This is a genomic window from Bradyrhizobium sp. USDA 4504 (assembly GCF_054063995.1).
Genome location: NZ_JBSSGV010000001.1, coordinates 4,696,456 through 4,714,565, shown reverse-complemented (window position 1 = coordinate 4,714,565; position 18,110 = coordinate 4,696,456). Strand labels below are relative to the sequence as shown.

Here is an 18,110-nt window from a genome sequence, read left to right as displayed (position 1 = left end):
GTCGTTCCGGGGCGTGCGAAGCGCGAACCCGGAACCTCGAGATTCCGGGTTCGATGCTTCGCATCGCCCCGGAATGACGGTGAGACCATGACCCCCAGCCAGATCGAAAAAGTGTTTCGCGACGAGGCGGGCCGGGCGCTCGCAACGCTGATCCGTCTCGTCGGCGATTTCGACCTGGCCGAAGATGCGCTTCAGGATGCTTTTGCCGTGGCGCTGCAGCGCTGGCCGATCGGCGAATTCCCCTCCAATCCGCGTGCCTGGCTGGTCAATGTCGGCCGCAACAAGGCGATCGACCGCGTTCGCCGCGCGGCGACGTTTCGCGGCAAGCAGCAGGAACTGACGCATCAGATCCTGCTCGATGCAGAGTCCTCGCCCGAGCCGGCCGATGCAACGCTTGACGACGACATGCTGCGGCTGATCTTCACCTGCTGCCATCCGTCGTTTGCGGCGGAGGTCCAGGTCGCGCTGACCTTGCGCACGGTGTGCGGGCTGACGACGGTCGAGGTCGCGCGCGCCTTCCTGGTGAGCGAGGACGCCATGGCGCAGCGCCTCTTGCGCGCCAAGCAAAAGATAAAACTCGCCGGCATTCCCTATGAGGTGCCGGAGCGTGAGGCGCTGGAGCCGCGCCTCACCGGCGTGCTCGCGGTGATCTACCTCGTCTTCACCGAAGGTTATGCGGCGACCGCCGGCGAGGATCTGATGCGGCCCGATCTTGCCCGCGAGGCGATCCGGCTGGCGCGGCTGATCGATGCGCTGATACCGGCGCGCGGCGAGATCAAGGGGCTGTTGGCGCTGATGCTGCTGCATGATGCGCGCCGCGCCGGCCGCCAGACCGCCGGCGGCGATATCGTGCTGCTCGAGGAGCAGGACCGTTCGCTGTGGGATTTCCAGCAGATCGCCGAAGGCCTCGAACTGGTCGAGGAGGCGCTGCGGATGCCGGGCCGGCCGCAGTCCTACGCCGTGCAGGCGGCGATCGCCGCGCTGCACGCGCGGGCGCCGAGTTACAAGGACACCGACTGGCCGCAGATCGCCGGTCTTTACGAGGTGCTGCTGCGCATCAGCCCGTCGCCGGTGATCGAGCTCAATCACGCCGCCGCGGTGTCGATGGTCGATGGTCCGGCGCGCGCGCTCGACCTGATCGACGCGCTGGACGCGCGCGGCACTTTGAAGGGATATGACCAGCTGCCCGCGGTGCGCGCCGACCTGCTGCGCCGCCTCGGCCGCAAGGATGAAGCGCGGCAGGCCTATCTCGCCGCAACGGCAGCCACGCAACTCGAACCGCTGCGCCGGCTCTATGCGCGGCGCATCGCCGAGATGGGGTGACGCACCCCATCTCTTGCGTGGCCAGTGACGGCGCGCCATTCATCCACGATGGTCAGCGCGCCGTGAGGCGTTGAGCGTGCTCAGTACCCTGTCTTTGCCTTGGCGCCGGTGCTCGATTGCCCGGTCGTCGTCCCCTTCGACATGCCGGTCGTGGTGCCGGGTGCCATCTTCTTCTGCGCGTGATGGACCTTCTGGGTCTTGTGATGGGTCGACGACATGGTCTTGCTTTGGGTCGACATAGCGCCAGCGGCTGCCGGAGCGACAATGAGGCCGACGGCGGCGGCTCCTGCGATCAGTGCTTTGAACATGGACGAATCTCCACTCGGACCGCCCCACCTACAAAGACCGCTCATGCCGAAAAGTTCCAACGTGCACGCACACTTGGCCGGTAAATGCACCGCTCCTCGCGACGACGGACGGAGGCGAGCCTAGCTCGACGCGACCACCGTCGCCGCATCCGGCGGCAGGCTCTCGAGCAGCGCGTGCAGTGTGGCCATGGTGGAACGGTCGGCGATCCCGTCGATGCGCTCCGGGCGGAAGTGGCGCTGGAAGGCGGTGACGACCTCCATGGTCGGGCCGTCGAACTTGCCGTTGGTCGGGATGTTGTAGCCGTAGCGCCGGAACGCGGCCTGCATGTTGGAGACGCTGTCGCTGATCGCACCGAGCTGCAGCGCGTCGCCGCGCACGATCGGCGCCGGCTGCACCCAGTGCCCGACGCCGGAATTGGCCAGCGAGTGCCACGGGAATTTCTCGCCGGGATCCTTCTTGCGCGCCGGTGCCACGTCGGAATGGCCGAGCACGCGATGCGGGACCACCTTGCGGCGAAGCATGATGCCGCGGCACAGCGCGATGACAGCCGCGATCTGGCGCAGCGGAAAATCCGGATAGCCCCAATCGTGGCCGCGATTGACGATCTCGACGCCGATCGAGCAGGAGTTGATGTCGTCATCGCCAGCCCACGCGGACACGCCGGCGTGCCAGGCGCGCTTGCTCTCCGGCACGCACTGCACGATGCGGCCGTCCTCGAGCACGATGTAGTGCGCCGAGACCTCGGTGCCGGCCGTGCACAGCTGGGTGATCGCACCCTCGACGTCGGGCATGCCGGTGTAGTGCAGCACGATCATGTCGGGTTGCCGGCCATTGGCGCGATCGCCGAAGTTCGCCGACGGGATCACGTCGGAGGCGATCGAGGAATCCGGCGTGAACGTCTTCGCGTCCGCCACCCCCTTTGGAACAGGGAGGGCGCGCTGACGCTTCGAATCAGCGTTGCCGGACGAAGACGAACTTGAAGCCATACGAATCACTCAAACCCGAACCAGGAGAAAGCATTTTGACATATGGATAAACAAATAGGCGTTTACTATTCCTTTACCGTGCGGGCCGCGCAATCGACCCCTGCCGGTTCCACGATCCGCATGATGCGCTGCGCCATTGTGCCCGGAGCGGGTCGCCAGCGTATCACTCGAATGCGGATCAAAGCCGCGCGATTCCGCTAACCGATCATCAACGTTTTCTTAACGTTAAGTGCCGTTACTGAGAGGTGAAGTGCCGAACCGGTTTCGGGGGACGGCCAAAGGACGCTGAGCCCCGCTGTTTGCGCGAAATCCCATGGAAACCCTCCCAATTCCGGTCGGATATCAGGATTTGCGGCCGAGAACGGGAGTTGGCGCTGGCGTCACGCAGCGGCTTTTTCACGCGTTTTCGAGCGAAGTGGATACCGGTTCGCGTGAAGAAAACGCGTCAAGACAGGAATCCAGAGCCCCGTTCCGATCCAATCGGAACGAAGAAGGCTCTGGGCGCGAGGATTCGAGGCGCAATGAGTCGGCGCGCACCCAGCTTGCATGCCAGTTACGCGGCCCCGCCCGGGAGCGGCGCATGAGCGAGCGTGCGCCGCGTCACATTTCGGTGCTGGGCCGCGAGGCGGTCGCGCATCTCGCTCCGCGCGCCGGCGGCATTTATGTCGACGCCACCTTCGGTGCCGGCGGCTACAGCCGGGCGATCCTCGATGTCGCCGAGACCCGCGTGATCGGCATCGACCGCGACCGCACCGCGATAACCGGCGGCTTCGATCTGGTCGACGGCGCGGGCGGTCGGCTGACGCTGGTCGAGGACCGCTTCTCCAACCTCGCCGAGGTCTGCGCGTCGCACGGGGTGGATAAGGTCGACGGCGTCGTGATGGATGTCGGCGTCTCCTCGATGCAGCTCGACCAGGCCGAACGCGGCTTCTCATTCCGGCTCGGCGGTCCGCTCGACATGCGGATGGCCCAGAGCGGCCCGACCGCGGCCGACGTGGTCGCGTCGGCTTCCGAGAAACAGCTCGCCGACATCATCTATATCTTCGGCGAGGAGCGGCATTCGCGCGGCGTCGCCCGCGCCATCGTCGCCGCGCGCAAGGACGCGCCGATCACGACGACCGACGCGCTTGCCGATATCGTCGCGAAGGTCGTGCGCGCCAAGCCGAACGAGATCCATCCGGCGACGCGGACCTTTCAGGCGCTGCGCATCTTCGTCAATGAGGAGCTCGATGAACTGCACGAGGCGCTCGCAGCGGCCGAGCGCGTGCTGAAGCCGGGCGGCCGGCTCGTCGTGGTTTCGTTCCATTCGCTGGAAGACCGCATCGTCAAGAATTTCCTCAGCCTGCGCGGCAAGGTCTCCGCCGGCTCGCGGCATTTGCCCGAAATGGCGCAAGCGGCGCCGAGCTTTCAGATCCTGACCAAGCGTCCGGTGACGCCCGGTGAGGCCGAGCTTGCCGCCAATCCGCGCGCGCGATCGGCCAAGCTGCGTGCCGCCGAGCGCACCGCGGCGCCGGTGCACGCCGACGACGACCTGCCGTCATGGCCCCGCCTGTCCGACCTGAAGCGGGGAGGGTGACGATGCGCCTTCTCCATCTCCTCGTCATCGGCATGCTGATCTTCGCGGCGTCGTATGTCTATCGCATCAAGATGGAATCGACCGCGCGCGTCGAACGCGTGCTGCAGCTCAATGCCGAGATCCGCGAGCAGCGCAATGCGATCGCCGCGTTGCGCGCCGAATGGGCCAAGCTCGATGCGCCGCTCCGGCTGCAGGGCCTCGCCGAGCGCCATCTGCCGCTGAAGCCGGTCAACGCCAACCAGTACGATTCCCTGAAGAACCTGCCGGAGCGGCCGCCGAGCTTCACGCGGCCCGGTTCGCGCGATCCGATCGGCGCGATGATCGACACCATCGAGGCCGCCGCGGCGCCCGACAGCACCACCGGATCGATCGACAAGGCGGCGACCGACCAGCCGGCCGCCGACCAGCCCGCGCTCGACGACTCCGGGCAGGGCGGGGGAGACCAGCAATGACGGGACCAGCCATGACCGATCCGGCACCCGCCAACACACCGGCCGTGAAACCCGCCGAGCCCTGGAACCAGCGGCTGATCCGCACGCTGCTGTATGGCAGCAATGTCGACCGCGCCGCCAAGGCGCGCGCGCGCGTTGGTCTTGCCATCCTCGCTTTCGCCGCGGTGTATTGCGTGCTGGCCGGACGTCTCGTGTTGTTCGCCGTCGGCGCCGACAGCCATGGCGCGCGCCGCACCGCCTCGCAGGACGCCATCGCGACCGCGAGGCCCGACATCACCGACCGCAACGGCGAAATCCTCGCCACCGACGTCAAGGCGCCGAGCCTGTTCGCCGAGCCGCGCCGCCTGATCGACAAGGACGAGGCGATCGAGCTCTTGACCGGAGCCTTGCCCGATCTCGACACCAGCGAGGTGCGTGACCGCCTGTCGTCGCGCAAGGGCTTCGTCTGGCTGAAGCGCGAGATCACGCCGAAGCAGCAGAGCGACATCCATCGCCTCGGCCTTCCCGGCGTCGGCTTCCTGCGCGAGAACAAGCGAGTCTATCCGACCGGCAACGAGGTCGCCCATCTGATCGGCCTCGTCAACATCGACAACCAGGGCATCGCCGGCATGGAGAAGTGGCTGGACAGCAACGGTCTGGCCGATCTGCATCGCGCGGGCTTCGCCACCGACCGGCTGCAGAAGCCGGTGGAGCTATCGGTCGACCTGCGCGTCGAGCACGCGCTGCGCGACGAACTGCTCAAGGCGAAGGAGAAGTTCAAGGCCAAGGCCGCCTCCGGCCTCGTCTCCAACGTGCGCACCGGCGAGATCGTGGCGATGGTGTCGCTGCCGGATTTCGATCCGAACAATCCGAAGGAGGCGCACGATCCCGATCGCATCAACCGCCTGACCACCGGCGTCTACGAGATGGGCTCGACCTTCAAGGCGTTCACGCTGGCGATGGCGCTGGATAGCGGCCGGTTCGACCTCAACTCGATGTGGGATGCGCGTGGCCCGCTGCACTACGGCAAGTTCGCGATCCATGACGATCACAACATGGGCCGCATGATCAACATGAAGGAGGTGTTCTACTATTCCTCCAACATCGGCGCCGGGCGCATTGCGCTGGCGATGGGCGTCGACGCGCACAAGGCGTTCCTGCGCAAGATGGGCCAGCTCGAGCGGCTGCGCACCGAATTGCCGGAGAGCGCCTCGCCGATCGTGCCGAAGAAATGGGGCGAACTGAACACCGTCACCATCTCGTTCGGTCACGGCATCGCGGTGGCGCCGCTGCAGGCGGTGATGGGCATCGACGCGCTGGTCAATGGCGGCTACCTGATCCCGCCGACCTTCCTGAAGCGCACCGAGCAGGAGGCGATGGCGCTCGCCAAGCGCGTCATCAAGCCCGAGACCTCGGACAAGATGCGCTATCTGATGCGGCTCAATGCCGAGATCGGCACCGCGAAGAAGGCCGACGTCAAGGGCTACTATATCGGCGGCAAGACCGGCACCGCGGAGAAGGTGATCAACGGCCGCTACGCCAAGAAGCGCGTGCTCAACGCATTCACCGCGATCCTGCCCGCCGACAATCCGAAATACCAGCTGCTTATCATGCTCGACGAGCCGCAGCCCCTGAAGGAAACCTACGGGTTCATCACCTCGGGCTGGAATGCGGTGCCGACCGGCGGCAATGTGATCGCCCGAATTGCGCCGCTTTTGGGCGTTGAACCGCGATTCGACCTGCCGCCGTCCGACCGCCTTATTCTTGCGGCATCCAGAACAACCCAGTAAGGCGTATACTCACGCGGCGCCAGAACGGCGCCGGCCAGACTGGAAGATCATGAGACTTCGCGACCTCTTCAGCGATGATGCCACGATCGATCCGAGTGCCTCCTCGCTCATTGTCGGAGGGCTTGCGGTCGACAGCCGCGCGGTGAAGCCGGGCGACCTGTTCTTCGCGCTGGCCGGCAGCAGGACCGACGGTGCGCGCTTCGTCGATGCGGCGATTGCCGCCGGCGCGGTCGCGGTCGCCAGCGACCATCTGCCGCAAGGTCACGCGCGCGCCCCCTTCGTCATCACGCCGAATCCGCGCCGCGCGCTGGCGCTCGCCGCGGCCAAATTCTTTTCCCGCCAGCCGGCGACGATCGCGGCGGTGACCGGCACCAGCGGCAAGACCTCGGTCGCAGCGTTCACGCGCCAGATCTGGCAGCGGCTCGGTCATTCCTCCGCCAGCATCGGCACTATCGGCCTCGTCTCGGACAAGCGCACGGTCTACGGCTCGCTGACCACGCCGGATCCGATCGCGCTGCATCGCCAGCTCGACGAGATCGCGAGCGACGGCGTCACGCATCTGGCGTTCGAGGCGTCCTCGCACGGCCTCGATCAGTATCGTCTCGACGGCGTGCGCATCGCAGCCGGCGGCTTCACCAATCTGTCGCGCGACCACATGGATTATCATCCCGACGTCGCGCATTACCTCAATGCAAAACTCCGGCTGTTCCGCGATCTGGTCGCGCCAGGCGGCGTCGCGGTGGTCTCGGCCGATCATGATTGCTCAGGGCAGGTGATCGATGCGGCGCGCGCGCGCGGCCTGCGCATCATCGCGGTCGGGCGCAACGCCGATGCAGGCGATGGCATCAGGCTCACCGATGCTGTCATCGAAGGCTTTGCACAGAAGCTCGCGATCGAGCACCGCGGGCGCAAATATGCGATCCGGCTGCCGCTGGTCGGCGAATTCCAGATCGAGAACGCGCTGGTCGCGGCCGGGCTCGCGATCGGCACCGGCAGCGCCGCCGATGACGTGTTCGGCTGCCTCGAACATCTCGAAGGCGCCAAGGGTCGGCTGGAATTCGTCGGCGAGCACAATGGCGCGCCGATCTTCGTCGATTACGCCCACAAGCCCGACGCACTCGCCAAGGCGCTGCAGGCGCTGCGGCCCTATGCCAGGCGCAAGCTGGTCGTGATCTTCGGCGCCGGCGGCGACCGCGACGCCGGCAAGCGTCCGATCATGGGCGCGATCGCGGCCGAGAATGCCGATCAGGTCATCGTCACCGACGACAATCCGCGCAGCGAGAAGCCGGAGGCGATCCGCGCCGCGATCATGGCGACGGCGAAGGGCGCGCGCGAGATCGGCGACCGCGCCGCGGCGATCCGCGCCGGCATTGCCGGCCTCGCGCCGGGCGATGCGCTGGTCGTTGCCGGCAAGGGCCACGAGGTCGGGCAGATCGTCGGCAACACGACGCTGCCGTTCAGCGATCATGAGGCGGTCGCCAGTGCACTGGCTGCGGAGGGCGCATGAGCACGATGTTGTGGACCTCGGATGCGATGGCGACGGCGATGCGCGCCGCCACGCAAGGCGCGCTGCCGGACGGCGTCAGCGGTCTCTCGATCGACAGCCGCACCATCGCGCCCGGCGAGGCGTATTTCGCGATCAAGGGCGACGTCCATGACGGCCATGCCTTCGTCGAGGCGGCGCTGAAGGCCGGCGCCGGGCTCGCGGTGGTCGAGACCGCGCAACGGGCAAAGTTTCCCGCTGATGCGCCGCTGCTGGTGGTCGACGACGTGCTCGCCGGTCTTGTCGAGCTCGCGCATGCCTCGCGCGCGCGGCTCAACGCGCAGATCGTCGCGGTAACCGGCTCGGTCGGCAAGACCTCGACCAAAGAGGCGCTGCGCCGCGTGCTGTCGGCGCAGGGCGAGACCCATGCGTCGGTGGCGTCGTTCAACAATCACTGGGGCGTGCCGCTGTCGCTGGCGCGCTGCCCGGCCAGCACGCGCTTTGCGGTGTTCGAGATCGGCATGAACCATGCCGGCGAGATCACGCCGCTGGTGAAGATGGTGCGCCCGCACGTCGCAATCATCACCACGATCGAGCCGGTGCATCTGGAATTCTTCGCCGGCATCGAGGCGATCGCCGACGCCAAGGCGGAGATCTTCGCAGGGCTCGAGCCCGATGGCGCGGTCGTGCTCAACCGCGACAACGGGCAATTCGCGCGGCTGCAAAAGCAGGCCAAGCAGGCCGGCATCTCGCGCATCGTCTCGTTCGGCGCCGACAAGCGTGCCGAGGCGCGGCTGCTCGACCTGTCGCTGCACGCGACCTGCTCGGCGGTGCATGCGGATATTCTGGATCACGACATCACCTACAAGATCGGCATGCCCGGCCGGCACATGGCGATGAACTCGCTCGCGGTGCTTGCCGGCGCCTCGCTACTCGGCGCCGATATCGCGCGCGCGGCGCTGTCGCTGTCGCAGCTCGAGGCGCCGACCGGCCGCGGCCTCCGCCGCACCCTCGAGGTCGGCCATGGCGAGGCGATGCTGATCGACGAGAGCTACAACGCCAACCCGGCTTCGATGGGCGCCGCGCTCAACGTGCTCGGTCAGGCCCAGACCGGGCCGCATGGCCGGCGCATCGCCGTGCTCGGCGACATGCTCGAGCTCGGGCCGACCGGGCCCGAAACTGCACCGCGGCCTCAACGAGGCCGTGACCGCCAACCGCATCGACCTCGTATATTGTTGTGGTCCGTTGATGCGGAATCTGTGGGATGCCCTTTCCACCGGCAAGCGGGGAGGCTATGCCGAGAGCTCGGCGGCGCTCGAAGCGCAGGCGGTCGCCGCGGTCCGTGCCGGTGACGTGATCATGGTGAAGGGCTCGCTGGGATCGAAGATGAAGCTGATTGTCAGCGCGCTGGAAAAACGCTTCCCCGACAAGGCCGCGCACGAAGAAGCGGTATAGGACTCCTCGAATGTTCTACTGGTTGATCGAACTGTCCAACACCGTTCCGGGGTTTGGGGCGTTCCGCAGCGCTTTGAACGTGTTCCGCTACATCACCTTCCGCACCGGCGGCGCGATGGTGACCGGCGCATTGTTCGTGTTCCTGTTCGGGCCCTGGATCATCGATCATCTGCGGCTGCGGCAGGGCAAGGGCCAGCCGATCCGCACCGATGGTCCGCAGTCGCATCTGATCTCCAAGAAGGGCACGCCCACCATGGGCGGGTTGATGATCCTGTCCGGGCTCGTGGTGTCGACGCTGCTCTGGGCCAACCCGCTCAATCCCTATGTCTGGATCGTGCTGGCGGTGACGCTCGGCTTCGGCTTCGTCGGCTTCTATGACGATTATTTGAAGGTCACAAAGCAGTCGCACAGCGGCTTCGCCGGCAAGCTGCGGCTGCTGATCGAGGCCGCGATCGGGCTTGCCGCCACCTACGCGCTGGTCCGGCTCGGGCGCGACGTGTCGTCGACCTCGCTCGTGATTCCGTTCTTCAAGGACCTCGTGATCAATTTCGGCTGGTTCTTCGTGATCTTCGGCGCCTTCGTGATGGTCGGCGCCGGCAATGCGGTGAATCTCACCGACGGTCTCGACGGTCTTGCCATCGTGCCCGTGATGATTGCCGCCGCAAGCTTCGGCATGATCTCGTACCTGACCGGCAACGCGGTGTTCTCGGATTACCTGCAGATCAATTACGTCGCCGGCACCGGCGAACTGGCGGTGCTGTGCGGCGCGGTGCTCGGCGCAGGCCTCGGCTTCCTCTGGTTCAACGCGCCGCCGGCCTCGATCTTCATGGGCGACACCGGTTCGCTGGCGCTCGGCGGCATGCTCGGCGCGACGGCGGTTGCGGTGAAGCACGAGATCGTGCTCGCCGTGATCGGCGGCCTGTTCGTGCTGGAGGCGGTCTCGGTCATCGTCCAGGTCACCTCGTTCAAGCTCACCGGCAAGCGCGTGTTCCGGATGGCGCCGCTGCACCATCATTTCGAGCAGAAGGGCTGGACCGAGCCGCAGATCGTGATCCGATTCTGGATCATCTCGGTGATGCTGGCGCTCGCCGGCCTGTCGACGCTGAAGCTGCGCTGATGGCTTCGCATCCCATTGACTGTCATTCCGGGGCTCGCGCAGCGAGAACCCGGAATCTCGAGATTCCGGATAACCGCTGCGCGGTTTCCGGAATGACAGGGAGATAGACATGATCCCGGTCACCTCCTTCTCCGGCAAGACGGTCGCGGTGTTCGGGCTCGGCGGCTCCGGGCTCGCGAGCTGCCAGGCGCTGAAGGCCGGCGGCGCCGAGGTGATCGCCGCCGACGACAATGCCGACAACGTCGCCAAGGCGGCGCAGGCCGGCTTCACCACCGCCGATCTGCGCAGCGTGTCATGGGCGAATTTCGCCGCGCTGATCCTGACCCCCGGCGCGCCGCTGACCCATCCGGCGCCGCACTGGAGCGTGCTGAAGGCGCGCGAGGCGGGGTGCGAGGTGATCGGCGATGTCGAACTGTTCTGCCGCGAGCGGCGCCGCCACGCGCCGAACGCGCCGTTCGTCGCCATCACAGGCACCAACGGCAAATCGACCACCACGGCGCTGATCGCGCATCTGATTGATGTCGCCGGCTACGACACCCAGATGGGCGGCAATATCGGCACCGCGATCCTGTCGCTGGAGCCGCCGCGCATGGGTCGTGTCCATGTGATCGAGATGTCGTCCTACCAGATCGACCTCGCACCGTCGCTCGATCCGTCGGTCGGCATCCTGATCAACATCAGCGAGGATCACATCGACCGCCACGGCACGCTCGAGCATTACGCCGCGGTCAAGGAGCGGCTGGTCGCCGGCGTGCAGGCCGGCGGCACCGCGATAACAGGCGTCGACGACATCTGGTGCCGCAACATCGCCGACCGGCTCGATCGCGCCGGCAAGCGCGTGGTGCGCATCTCGGTAAAGAACCCGCTGCCCGACGGCCTCTATGTCGAGCACGAGACCATCGTGCGTGCCTCGGGCGCGGCGCGCAGCGAGATCGCGCGGTTAGGCGGCATCGGCTCGCTGCGCGGCCTGCACAATGCGCAGAACGCCGCCTGCGCCTCGGCCTGCGCGCTGGCGATGGGGATCGCGACCGACGTGTTGCAGAACGGCCTGCGCAGCTTCCCGGGTCTCGCGCATCGCATGGAGCAGGTCGGCCGCCGCGGCAACGTGCTGTTCGTCAACGACTCCAAGGGCACCAATGCGGATGCGGCCGCGCATGCGCTGTCGTCGTTTGCCGACATCTACTGGATCGCCGGCGGCAAGCCGAAGGCCGGCGGCATCACCACCCTGACCGAATATTTCCCGCGCATCCGCAAGGCCTATCTGATCGGCGAGGCGGCGGCCGAATTCTCCGGCACGCTCGGCGAGCGCGTCCCGCACGACATGTCCGGCACGCTCGACGTCGCGATCGCCAGCGCCGCGCGCGATGCCGAGGCGTCGGGGCTCGCGGAAGCCGTCGTGCTGCTGTCGCCGGCCTGCGCCTCGTTCGACCAGTACCGCAATTTCGAAATCCGCGGTGCCGCCTTCCGCGACATCGTGCAGGCGCTGCCCGGCGTTGAGCCGGTGGTGTGACGATCACGTAGGGCGGATTGGCACAGCGTAATCCGCCGTTCGGTGCCGGGCGATGACACCGAGATGAAGTACGCAGTGACGGTGCGTCGTATCGCGCGAGAACCATCTCATCGTCGTCCTGGCTTTCGCCAGGATGACGTCTGGATGAGGGCTCAACCACCTCCCTCAAAAGTTACCCGACCCGTTAACCCCTTGGAAACCATCCTGCGCCACGAATGGACGTTATCTCTGCCATCTGGGGACGCCCATGCTCGCCCGTGACCAACGCACCCCGTTCTCGGACTGGTGGTGGACCGTCGACAAGCTGCTGCTTGTGGCGATCGCCGCGTTGATGCTGGCCGGCGTCATCCTGTCGCTGGCGGCGAGCCCGCCGGTGGCGACCCGGATCGGGCTCGATCCGTTCCACTTCTTCAACCGCCACGTCATGTTCCTGGTGCCGTCGCTGATGGTGCTGATCGGCGTCTCGTTCATGACGCCGCGGCAGATCCGGCGCACCGCGCTGATCGTGTTCGCGGTCTCGATCGCGCTGATCGTGCTGACGCTGCTGCTCGGCCCCGAGGTCAAGGGCTCGCGGCGCTGGATCACGCTGCTCGGCGTCAACATCCAGGCCTCCGAAGCCGCAAAACCCTCTTTCGTCATCGTCGCGGCCTGGCTGTTTGCGGAATCGACCAAGCGGCCGGAGATGCCGGCGACCTCGATGGCGCTGGTGCTGTTGCTGACGCTGGTCACGCTGCTGGTGATGGAGCCCGACTTCGGTCAGACCATGCTGATCCTCACCGTGTGGGGCGCGCTGTTCTTCATCGCGGGCATGCGGATGATCTGGGTGTTCGGGCTCGCCGGCGCGGCGGGCGCGGGCCTGTTCGGCGCCTATCTCCTGGTGCCGCACGTCGCCGGCCGCATCAAGCGCTTCATGAATCCCGCCTCCGGCGACACCTTCCAGGTCGACACCGCGATGGAGGCGTTCTGGAATGGCGGCTGGTTCGGCCTGGGGCCGGGCGAGGGCATCGCCAAGCGCAGCCTGCCGGACAGCCACACCGACTTCGTGTTCGCGGTCGCGGCGGAGGAGTTCGGCATCATCCTCTGCTTGATGCTGGTCGCGCTGTTCGGTTTCATCGTGATCCGCACGCTGACCCGCGCCTATGCCACCGAGGACATGTTCTCGCGCTTCGCAGCCTCGGGGCTTGCGATCCTGTTCGGCGTGCAGGCGACCATCAACATGGCGGTCAATCTGCAATTGATTCCGGCCAAGGGCATGACGCTGCCGTTCATCTCCTATGGCGGCTCCTCGTTCGTGTCGCTTGCCTATGGCGTCGGCATGATGCTGGCGCTGACGCGGCTGCGGCCGCGCACCGAGATCGAATCGATGGAAGGCGCCAGCGCTCAGCGCGCCTACGCGTAGGTGACTGTGACGGTCGTGTCGGTTATCTGGAAACCATGGACAATGCGCCCCTGATTCTGCTGGCGGCCGGTGGCACCGGCGGCCATTTGTTCCCGGCCGAAGCGCTCGCCGTGGAATTGATCAGGCGTGGCCTGCGGGTCCGGCTCGCCACCGACGGCCGCGCGCTGCGCTATTCCGGCCTGTTCGGCCGGGAGAGCATCGACCTCGTGCCGAGCGCGACCGTGCGCAGTCGCAACCCGATCTCGCTGGCGCGGACCGCGCTGATGCTCGGCTATGGCACGCTGGTCGCCGCCAGTCTGGTGCGGCGGCTGAAGCCCGCGGCCGTGGTCGGCTTCGGCGGCTACCCGACCTTGCCGCCGCTGATGGCGGCGCGGCTGCTCGGCGTTCCCGGCATCATCCATGACGCCAATGCGGTGCTCGGCCGCGCCAACCGTTTCCTGTCCGGCCGCGTCAACGCGATCGCGACCTCGCTGCCCGGCGTGCTCGATCGCGATCCCGCGCTGGCCGGCAAGGCCACCACGGTCGGCACACCGATGCGGCCGGCGATCCTTGCGGCCGCTGCGGTGAAATACACGCCGCCCGAGGCGAACGGGCCGCTGCGCCTGCTCGTCGTCGGCGGCAGCCAGGGCGCGCGGGTGATGAGCGATATCGTGCCGCCGGCGATCGAGCAGCTCGCGCCCGCGCTGTGGAGCCGCCTGATCATCACCCAGCAGGTGCGCGAAGAAGACATGGATCGGGTGCGCGCCGTCTACGACCGGCTCAAGATCAACGCCGAGCTCGCGCCGTTCTTCGCCGACCTGCCGGCGCGCCTCGCCTCGAGCCAGCTCGTGATCTCGCGCTCCGGCGCCGGCACGGTGGCCGAACTCGCCGCGATCGGCCGGCCCTCGATCCTGGTGCCGCTGCCCGGCGCGATCGATCAGGACCAGTTTGCCAATGCCGGCGTGCTGTCGCAGGCGAGCGGCGCGCTGCGCATCGCGCAGAGCGACTTCACGTCCGAGCGGCTGGCCGCTGACATTTCGGCCTTCGCCGCCGAGCCCGCGAAACTGACCGCGATGGCGGAAGCCGCGCGCGGCGTCGGCCGGCTCGATGCCGCCGAGCGGCTGGCCGATCTGGTTGCGAAAGTGGCCGGAATTTAGGCCGCTTTCGAGGAATTTCGGCCGTGGGACGCCATGGCCGGGCTTGTCCCGGCCATATCAGTCTTTCATAAGTCGGAGAATTGCCGGGGTGAGTCCGGAGACGATGAAGGTGTTAGCATCATGAGACTGCCGCGCGAGATCGGACCCATTCACTTCGTCGGGATCGGCGGCATCGGCATGAGCGGCATCGCCGAAGTGCTGATCAATCTCGGCTACACCGTGCAGGGTTCCGATGCTTCGGACAATTACAACCTCGACCGCTTGCGCAAGAAGGGCGCCAAGGTCTCGGTCGGCCACGCCGCCGAGAATGTCGATGGCGCCGATGTCGTCGTGGTCTCGACCGCGATCAAGCGCGACAATCCTGAACTGATGGCGGCGCGCGCGCGACGCATTCCGGTGGTGCGGCGCGCCGAGATGCTGGCGGAGCTGATGCGGCTGAAGAGCTGCGTCGCGATCGCCGGCACCCATGGCAAGACCACCACGACGACGATGGTGGCGACCCTGCTCGATGCCGGTGGGCTCGATCCGACCGTGATCAATGGCGGCATCATCAACGCCTATGGCTCCAACGCGCGGCTCGGTGCCGGCGACTGGATGGTGGTCGAAGCCGACGAGAGCGACGGCACCTTCCTGAAGCTGCCGTCCGATGTCGTCATCGTCACCAATATCGACCCCGAGCATCTCGATCACTTCAAGACCTTCGAGGCGATCCAGGACGCGTTCCGCAATTTCGTCGAGAACGTCCCGTTCTACGGCTTTGCCGTGATGTGCACCGATCACCCCGTGGTGCAAACTCTTGTCGGCAAGATCGAAGACCGCCGCATCATCACCTACGGCCAGAACCCGCAGGCCGATGCGCAGCTCAAGGATCTGACGCCGATGGGGGGCGGCTCGAAATTCTCGGTCGCGATCCGCGATCGCAAATCCGGCGCGATCCATGAGATCGCCGATATCATGCTGCCGATGCCGGGGCGCCACAACGCATCGAATGCGACGGCGGCGATCGCGGTCGCGCACGAGCTTGGCGTGTCCGACGACGTCATCCGCCAGGCCATGGCCGGCTTCGGCGGCGTCAAGCGGCGCTTCACCAAGACCGGCGAGACCAACGGCATCACCGTGATCGACGATTACGGTCATCATCCCGTCGAGATCGCAGCCGTGCTGAAGGCGGCGCGGGAATCCGTCAACGGCAAGATCGTCGCCGTGGTACAGCCGCATCGCTACACCCGCCTGCAATCGCTGTTCGAGGAATTCTGCACCTGCTTCAACGACGCCGATGCGGTCGTGGTCGCCGAGGTCTATCCGGCCGGCGAGGCGCCGATCGCCGGCGTCGACCGTGATCATTTCGCCGCCGGCCTGCGCGCCCACGGCCATCGCAATGTGGTGCCGCTGCCGAACGCGGGCGAGCTCGCGAAGATCGTGCACGGCCTTGCCAAGCCCGGCGACCTCGTCGTCTGCCTCGGCGCCGGCAACATCACGCAATGGGCCTACGCGCTGCCCGGCGAATTGAAGGCGTTGGGGTGATCGTGACCTTCCCCGACATCACGCCCGACCTGAAAGCCGCGATGCCGGAGCTGCGCGGGCGGCTGCTGGCGAACCAGTCGCTGGCCGAGTTGACCTGGTTTCGCGTCGGCGGCCCGGCACAGGTGTTGTTCACGCCGGCAGATGAAGATGACCTCGCATATTTCCTGAAGCGCCTGCCGCAGGAATTGCCGGTCTATGTCGTCGGCGTCGGCTCCAATCTGATCGTGCGCGATGGCGGCATGCCCGGCGTCGTGATCCGGCTCGCGCCGCGCGCGTTCGGCGAGACCAGCGCGGCCGGCGATGTCGTCATCGCCGGCGCTGCGGCGCTCGACAAGCGCGTCGCCGAGACGGCTGCGGCGGCTGACATCGGCGGCATGGAATTCTTCTTCGGCATTCCCGGCACCGTCGGCGGCGCGCTGCGCATGAATGCCGGCGCCAATGGCGGCGAGACCAAGGACGTGCTGATCGAGGCCACCGGCATCGGCCGCGACGGAACGAAGCATACGTTCGGCAATGCCGACATGAAGTTCGTCTATCGCAACAGCGGCGCCGATCCGTCGATCGTGTTCACCTCGGCGCGCTTCCGCGGCACGATCACCGATGCTGAGGCGATCCGCGCCCGCATGAACGAGGTGCAGAGCCATCGCGAGACCGCGCAGCCGATCCGCGAGAAGACCGGCGGCTCGACCTTCAAGAATCCGCCCGGCAACAGCGCCTGGAAGCTGATCGATGCCGCCGGCTGTCGCGGCCTCAAAATAGGCGGCGCGCAGGTGTCAGAGATGCACTGCAATTTCCTGATCAACACCGGCAACGCTACCGGGCACGACATCGAGACGCTCGGCGAGACGGTGCGTGAACGGGTCAAGCAAAGCAGCGGAATTGAGCTACACTGGGAAATCAAGCGGATCGGGAATTCATCGTAGTCGTCATTCCGGGGCGATGCGCAGCATCGAACCCGGAATCTCGAGAGTGCGGTCTGGTGCTTCGGACCATCCCGGAATGACGGAAGCAGCGAAGACAGGCAAAGAAGATGCAGGTGACCATTCTGTTCGGCGGCACCAACAAGGAGCGTCTGGTCTCGGTGGCGAGCACGCAGGCGCTGCACCGCGCGCTGCCCGACGCGGATCTCTGGTTCTGGGATGTTGACGACACCGTGCACGCGGTGACGTCGGAAAAACTGCTCGGCCACACGCGTCCGTTCGAGGTCGACTTCAAACCCGACGGTCGCGGCATCGCACTCGACCAGGCGCTCGACAAGGCGAGCGCCGAGCAGCGTGTGCTGGTGTTCGGTTTGCACGGCGGCCGCGCCGAGAATGGCGAGTTGCAGGCGATGTGCGAGATGCGCGGCGTCGCGTTCACCGGCTCCGGCTCGGCATCGTCGCATCTGGCGTTCGACAAGCCGTCGGCCAAGCGCTTCGCCGCGATCGCGGGCCTCAACGCGCCGCAGGGCATCAATGTCGAACAGATCGATGACGCCTTTGCGAAACACGGCAAGCTGATCGCAAAACCGGCCAAGGACGGATCGAGCTACGGGCTGATCTTCGTCAACGCGAAGCAGGATCTCGTCGCGGTCCGCAATGCCGCGAAGCATGAAGAGTATCTGATCGAGCCGTTCGTATCGGGCGTGGAGGCGACCTGCGGCGTGCTCGAGCAGTCCGACGGCTCCGTGTTCGCGCTGCCGCCGATCGAGATCGTGCCGGGGGAGGGAACCTTCGACTACACAGCCAAATACCTTTTGAAGTCGACCCAGGAGATTTGTCCTGGCCGCTTCGCGCCCGAGGTCAGCGCCGCGATCATGGACCATGCGCTGCGGGCGCACCGCGCGCTGTCCTGCACCGGCTACTCGCGCAGCGATTTCATCGTCTCGGCCAATGGCCCGGTCTATCTCGAGACCAACACTCTGCCGGGGCTCACCGCGGCATCACTGTACCCTAAGGCCTTGAAAGCACAGGGTATCGCCTTTTCCGACTTCCTCACCGACCAGATCGAGCTGGCCCGCCGCCGCGTCCGAAGTTAATGCCCGGCCGGGGGGAACCCGCCCTGGTCGGCCGGACGGAACCCGGGCGCTGTT

Annotated in this window: 14 protein-coding genes and 1 pseudogene; 13 read left to right on the top strand and 2 right to left on the bottom strand. The window is 66.6% G+C overall.

Features of this window, described 5'->3' with window-relative positions:
* Nucleotides 1-87 precede the first annotated feature (87 nt).
* Nucleotides 88-1,323: an RNA polymerase sigma factor gene (locus ACVMB1_RS22200; RefSeq protein ID WP_076824119.1), complete on the top strand. Its 1,236-nt coding sequence runs from the start codon at nt 88-90 to the stop codon at nt 1,321-1,323.
* An 80-nt stretch (nt 1,324-1,403) separates the two neighbouring features.
* Here ACVMB1_RS22200 and ACVMB1_RS22195 read toward each other — a convergent pair whose 3' ends face one another.
* Together ACVMB1_RS22195 and ACVMB1_RS22190 are read right to left on the bottom strand one after the other, a co-directional pair.
* On the bottom strand, nt 1,404-1,631 hold the full coding sequence (locus ACVMB1_RS22195; RefSeq protein ID WP_016840052.1) for a hypothetical protein: 228 nt from the start codon (nt 1,629-1,631) through the stop codon (nt 1,404-1,406).
* A 120-nt stretch (nt 1,632-1,751) separates the two neighbouring features.
* Nucleotides 1,752-2,618 (bottom strand): N-acetylmuramoyl-L-alanine amidase, encoded by an 867-nt coding sequence (locus tag ACVMB1_RS22190; protein WP_076824121.1) that lies wholly within the window; start codon nt 2,616-2,618, stop codon nt 1,752-1,754.
* 580 nt (nt 2,619-3,198) lie between these two features.
* On the opposite strand from ACVMB1_RS22190, the gene rsmH reads away from it, so the two are divergent.
* From rsmH to ACVMB1_RS22130, 12 genes and pseudogenes are all read left to right on the top strand, one after another.
* Nucleotides 3,199-4,194, top strand: a complete 996-nt coding sequence (gene rsmH, locus ACVMB1_RS22185) for a 16S rRNA (cytosine(1402)-N(4))-methyltransferase RsmH (protein WP_076824123.1) — start codon at nt 3,199-3,201, stop codon at nt 4,192-4,194.
* 2 nt (nt 4,195-4,196) lie between these two features.
* Nucleotides 4,197-4,646, top strand: a complete 450-nt coding sequence (gene ftsL, locus ACVMB1_RS22180; RefSeq protein ID WP_057014992.1) for a cell division protein FtsL — start codon at nt 4,197-4,199, stop codon at nt 4,644-4,646.
* Between the two features lie 11 nt (nt 4,647-4,657).
* The gene (locus ACVMB1_RS22175) at nt 4,658-6,415 is read left to right on the top strand and encodes a peptidoglycan D,D-transpeptidase FtsI family protein (protein WP_050385389.1); all 1,758 of its coding nucleotides are present in this window, start codon (nt 4,658-4,660) and stop codon (nt 6,413-6,415) included.
* Between the two features lie 49 nt (nt 6,416-6,464).
* On the top strand, nt 6,465-7,922 hold the full coding sequence (locus ACVMB1_RS22170) for a UDP-N-acetylmuramoyl-L-alanyl-D-glutamate--2,6-diaminopimelate ligase (RefSeq protein WP_076824125.1): 1,458 nt from the start codon (nt 6,465-6,467) through the stop codon (nt 7,920-7,922).
* A pseudogene (locus tag ACVMB1_RS22165) lies at nt 7,919-9,353 on the top strand (UDP-N-acetylmuramoylalanyl-D-glutamyl-2,6-diaminopimelate--D-alanyl-D-alanine ligase). Before ACVMB1_RS22170 ends, ACVMB1_RS22165 begins: the two are co-directional and overlap by 4 nt.
* Nucleotides 9,354-9,363: 10 nt before the next feature.
* Nucleotides 9,364-10,470, top strand: a complete 1,107-nt coding sequence (gene mraY / locus ACVMB1_RS22160) for a phospho-N-acetylmuramoyl-pentapeptide-transferase (RefSeq protein WP_016846578.1) — start codon at nt 9,364-9,366, stop codon at nt 10,468-10,470.
* Nucleotides 10,471-10,579: 109 nt separating this feature from the next.
* The gene (murD, locus tag ACVMB1_RS22155; RefSeq protein ID WP_076824127.1) at nt 10,580-11,980 is read left to right on the top strand and encodes a UDP-N-acetylmuramoyl-L-alanine--D-glutamate ligase; all 1,401 of its coding nucleotides are present in this window, start codon (nt 10,580-10,582) and stop codon (nt 11,978-11,980) included.
* Between the two features lie 247 nt (nt 11,981-12,227).
* On the top strand, nt 12,228-13,379 hold the full coding sequence (gene ftsW, locus ACVMB1_RS22150) for a putative lipid II flippase FtsW (protein ID WP_076824129.1): 1,152 nt from the start codon (nt 12,228-12,230) through the stop codon (nt 13,377-13,379).
* A gap of 35 nt (nt 13,380-13,414) precedes the next feature.
* A complete protein-coding gene (gene murG / locus ACVMB1_RS22145) occupies nt 13,415-14,515 on the top strand; it encodes an undecaprenyldiphospho-muramoylpentapeptide beta-N-acetylglucosaminyltransferase (protein WP_076824131.1) in 1,101 nt (366 codons plus the stop codon).
* A 120-nt stretch (nt 14,516-14,635) separates the two neighbouring features.
* Nucleotides 14,636-16,039 (top strand): UDP-N-acetylmuramate--L-alanine ligase, encoded by a 1,404-nt coding sequence (gene murC, locus ACVMB1_RS22140; RefSeq protein ID WP_076824133.1) that lies wholly within the window; start codon nt 14,636-14,638, stop codon nt 16,037-16,039.
* A gap of 2 nt (nt 16,040-16,041) precedes the next feature.
* Complete coding sequence (murB, locus tag ACVMB1_RS22135; protein ID WP_076824233.1) at nt 16,042-16,962, top strand: UDP-N-acetylmuramate dehydrogenase; 921 nt, start codon at nt 16,042-16,044, stop codon at nt 16,960-16,962.
* A gap of 107 nt (nt 16,963-17,069) precedes the next feature.
* Nucleotides 17,070-18,056, top strand: a complete 987-nt coding sequence (locus ACVMB1_RS22130) for a D-alanine--D-alanine ligase family protein (RefSeq protein WP_057015000.1) — start codon at nt 17,070-17,072, stop codon at nt 18,054-18,056.
* Nucleotides 18,057-18,110 lie beyond the last annotated feature (54 nt).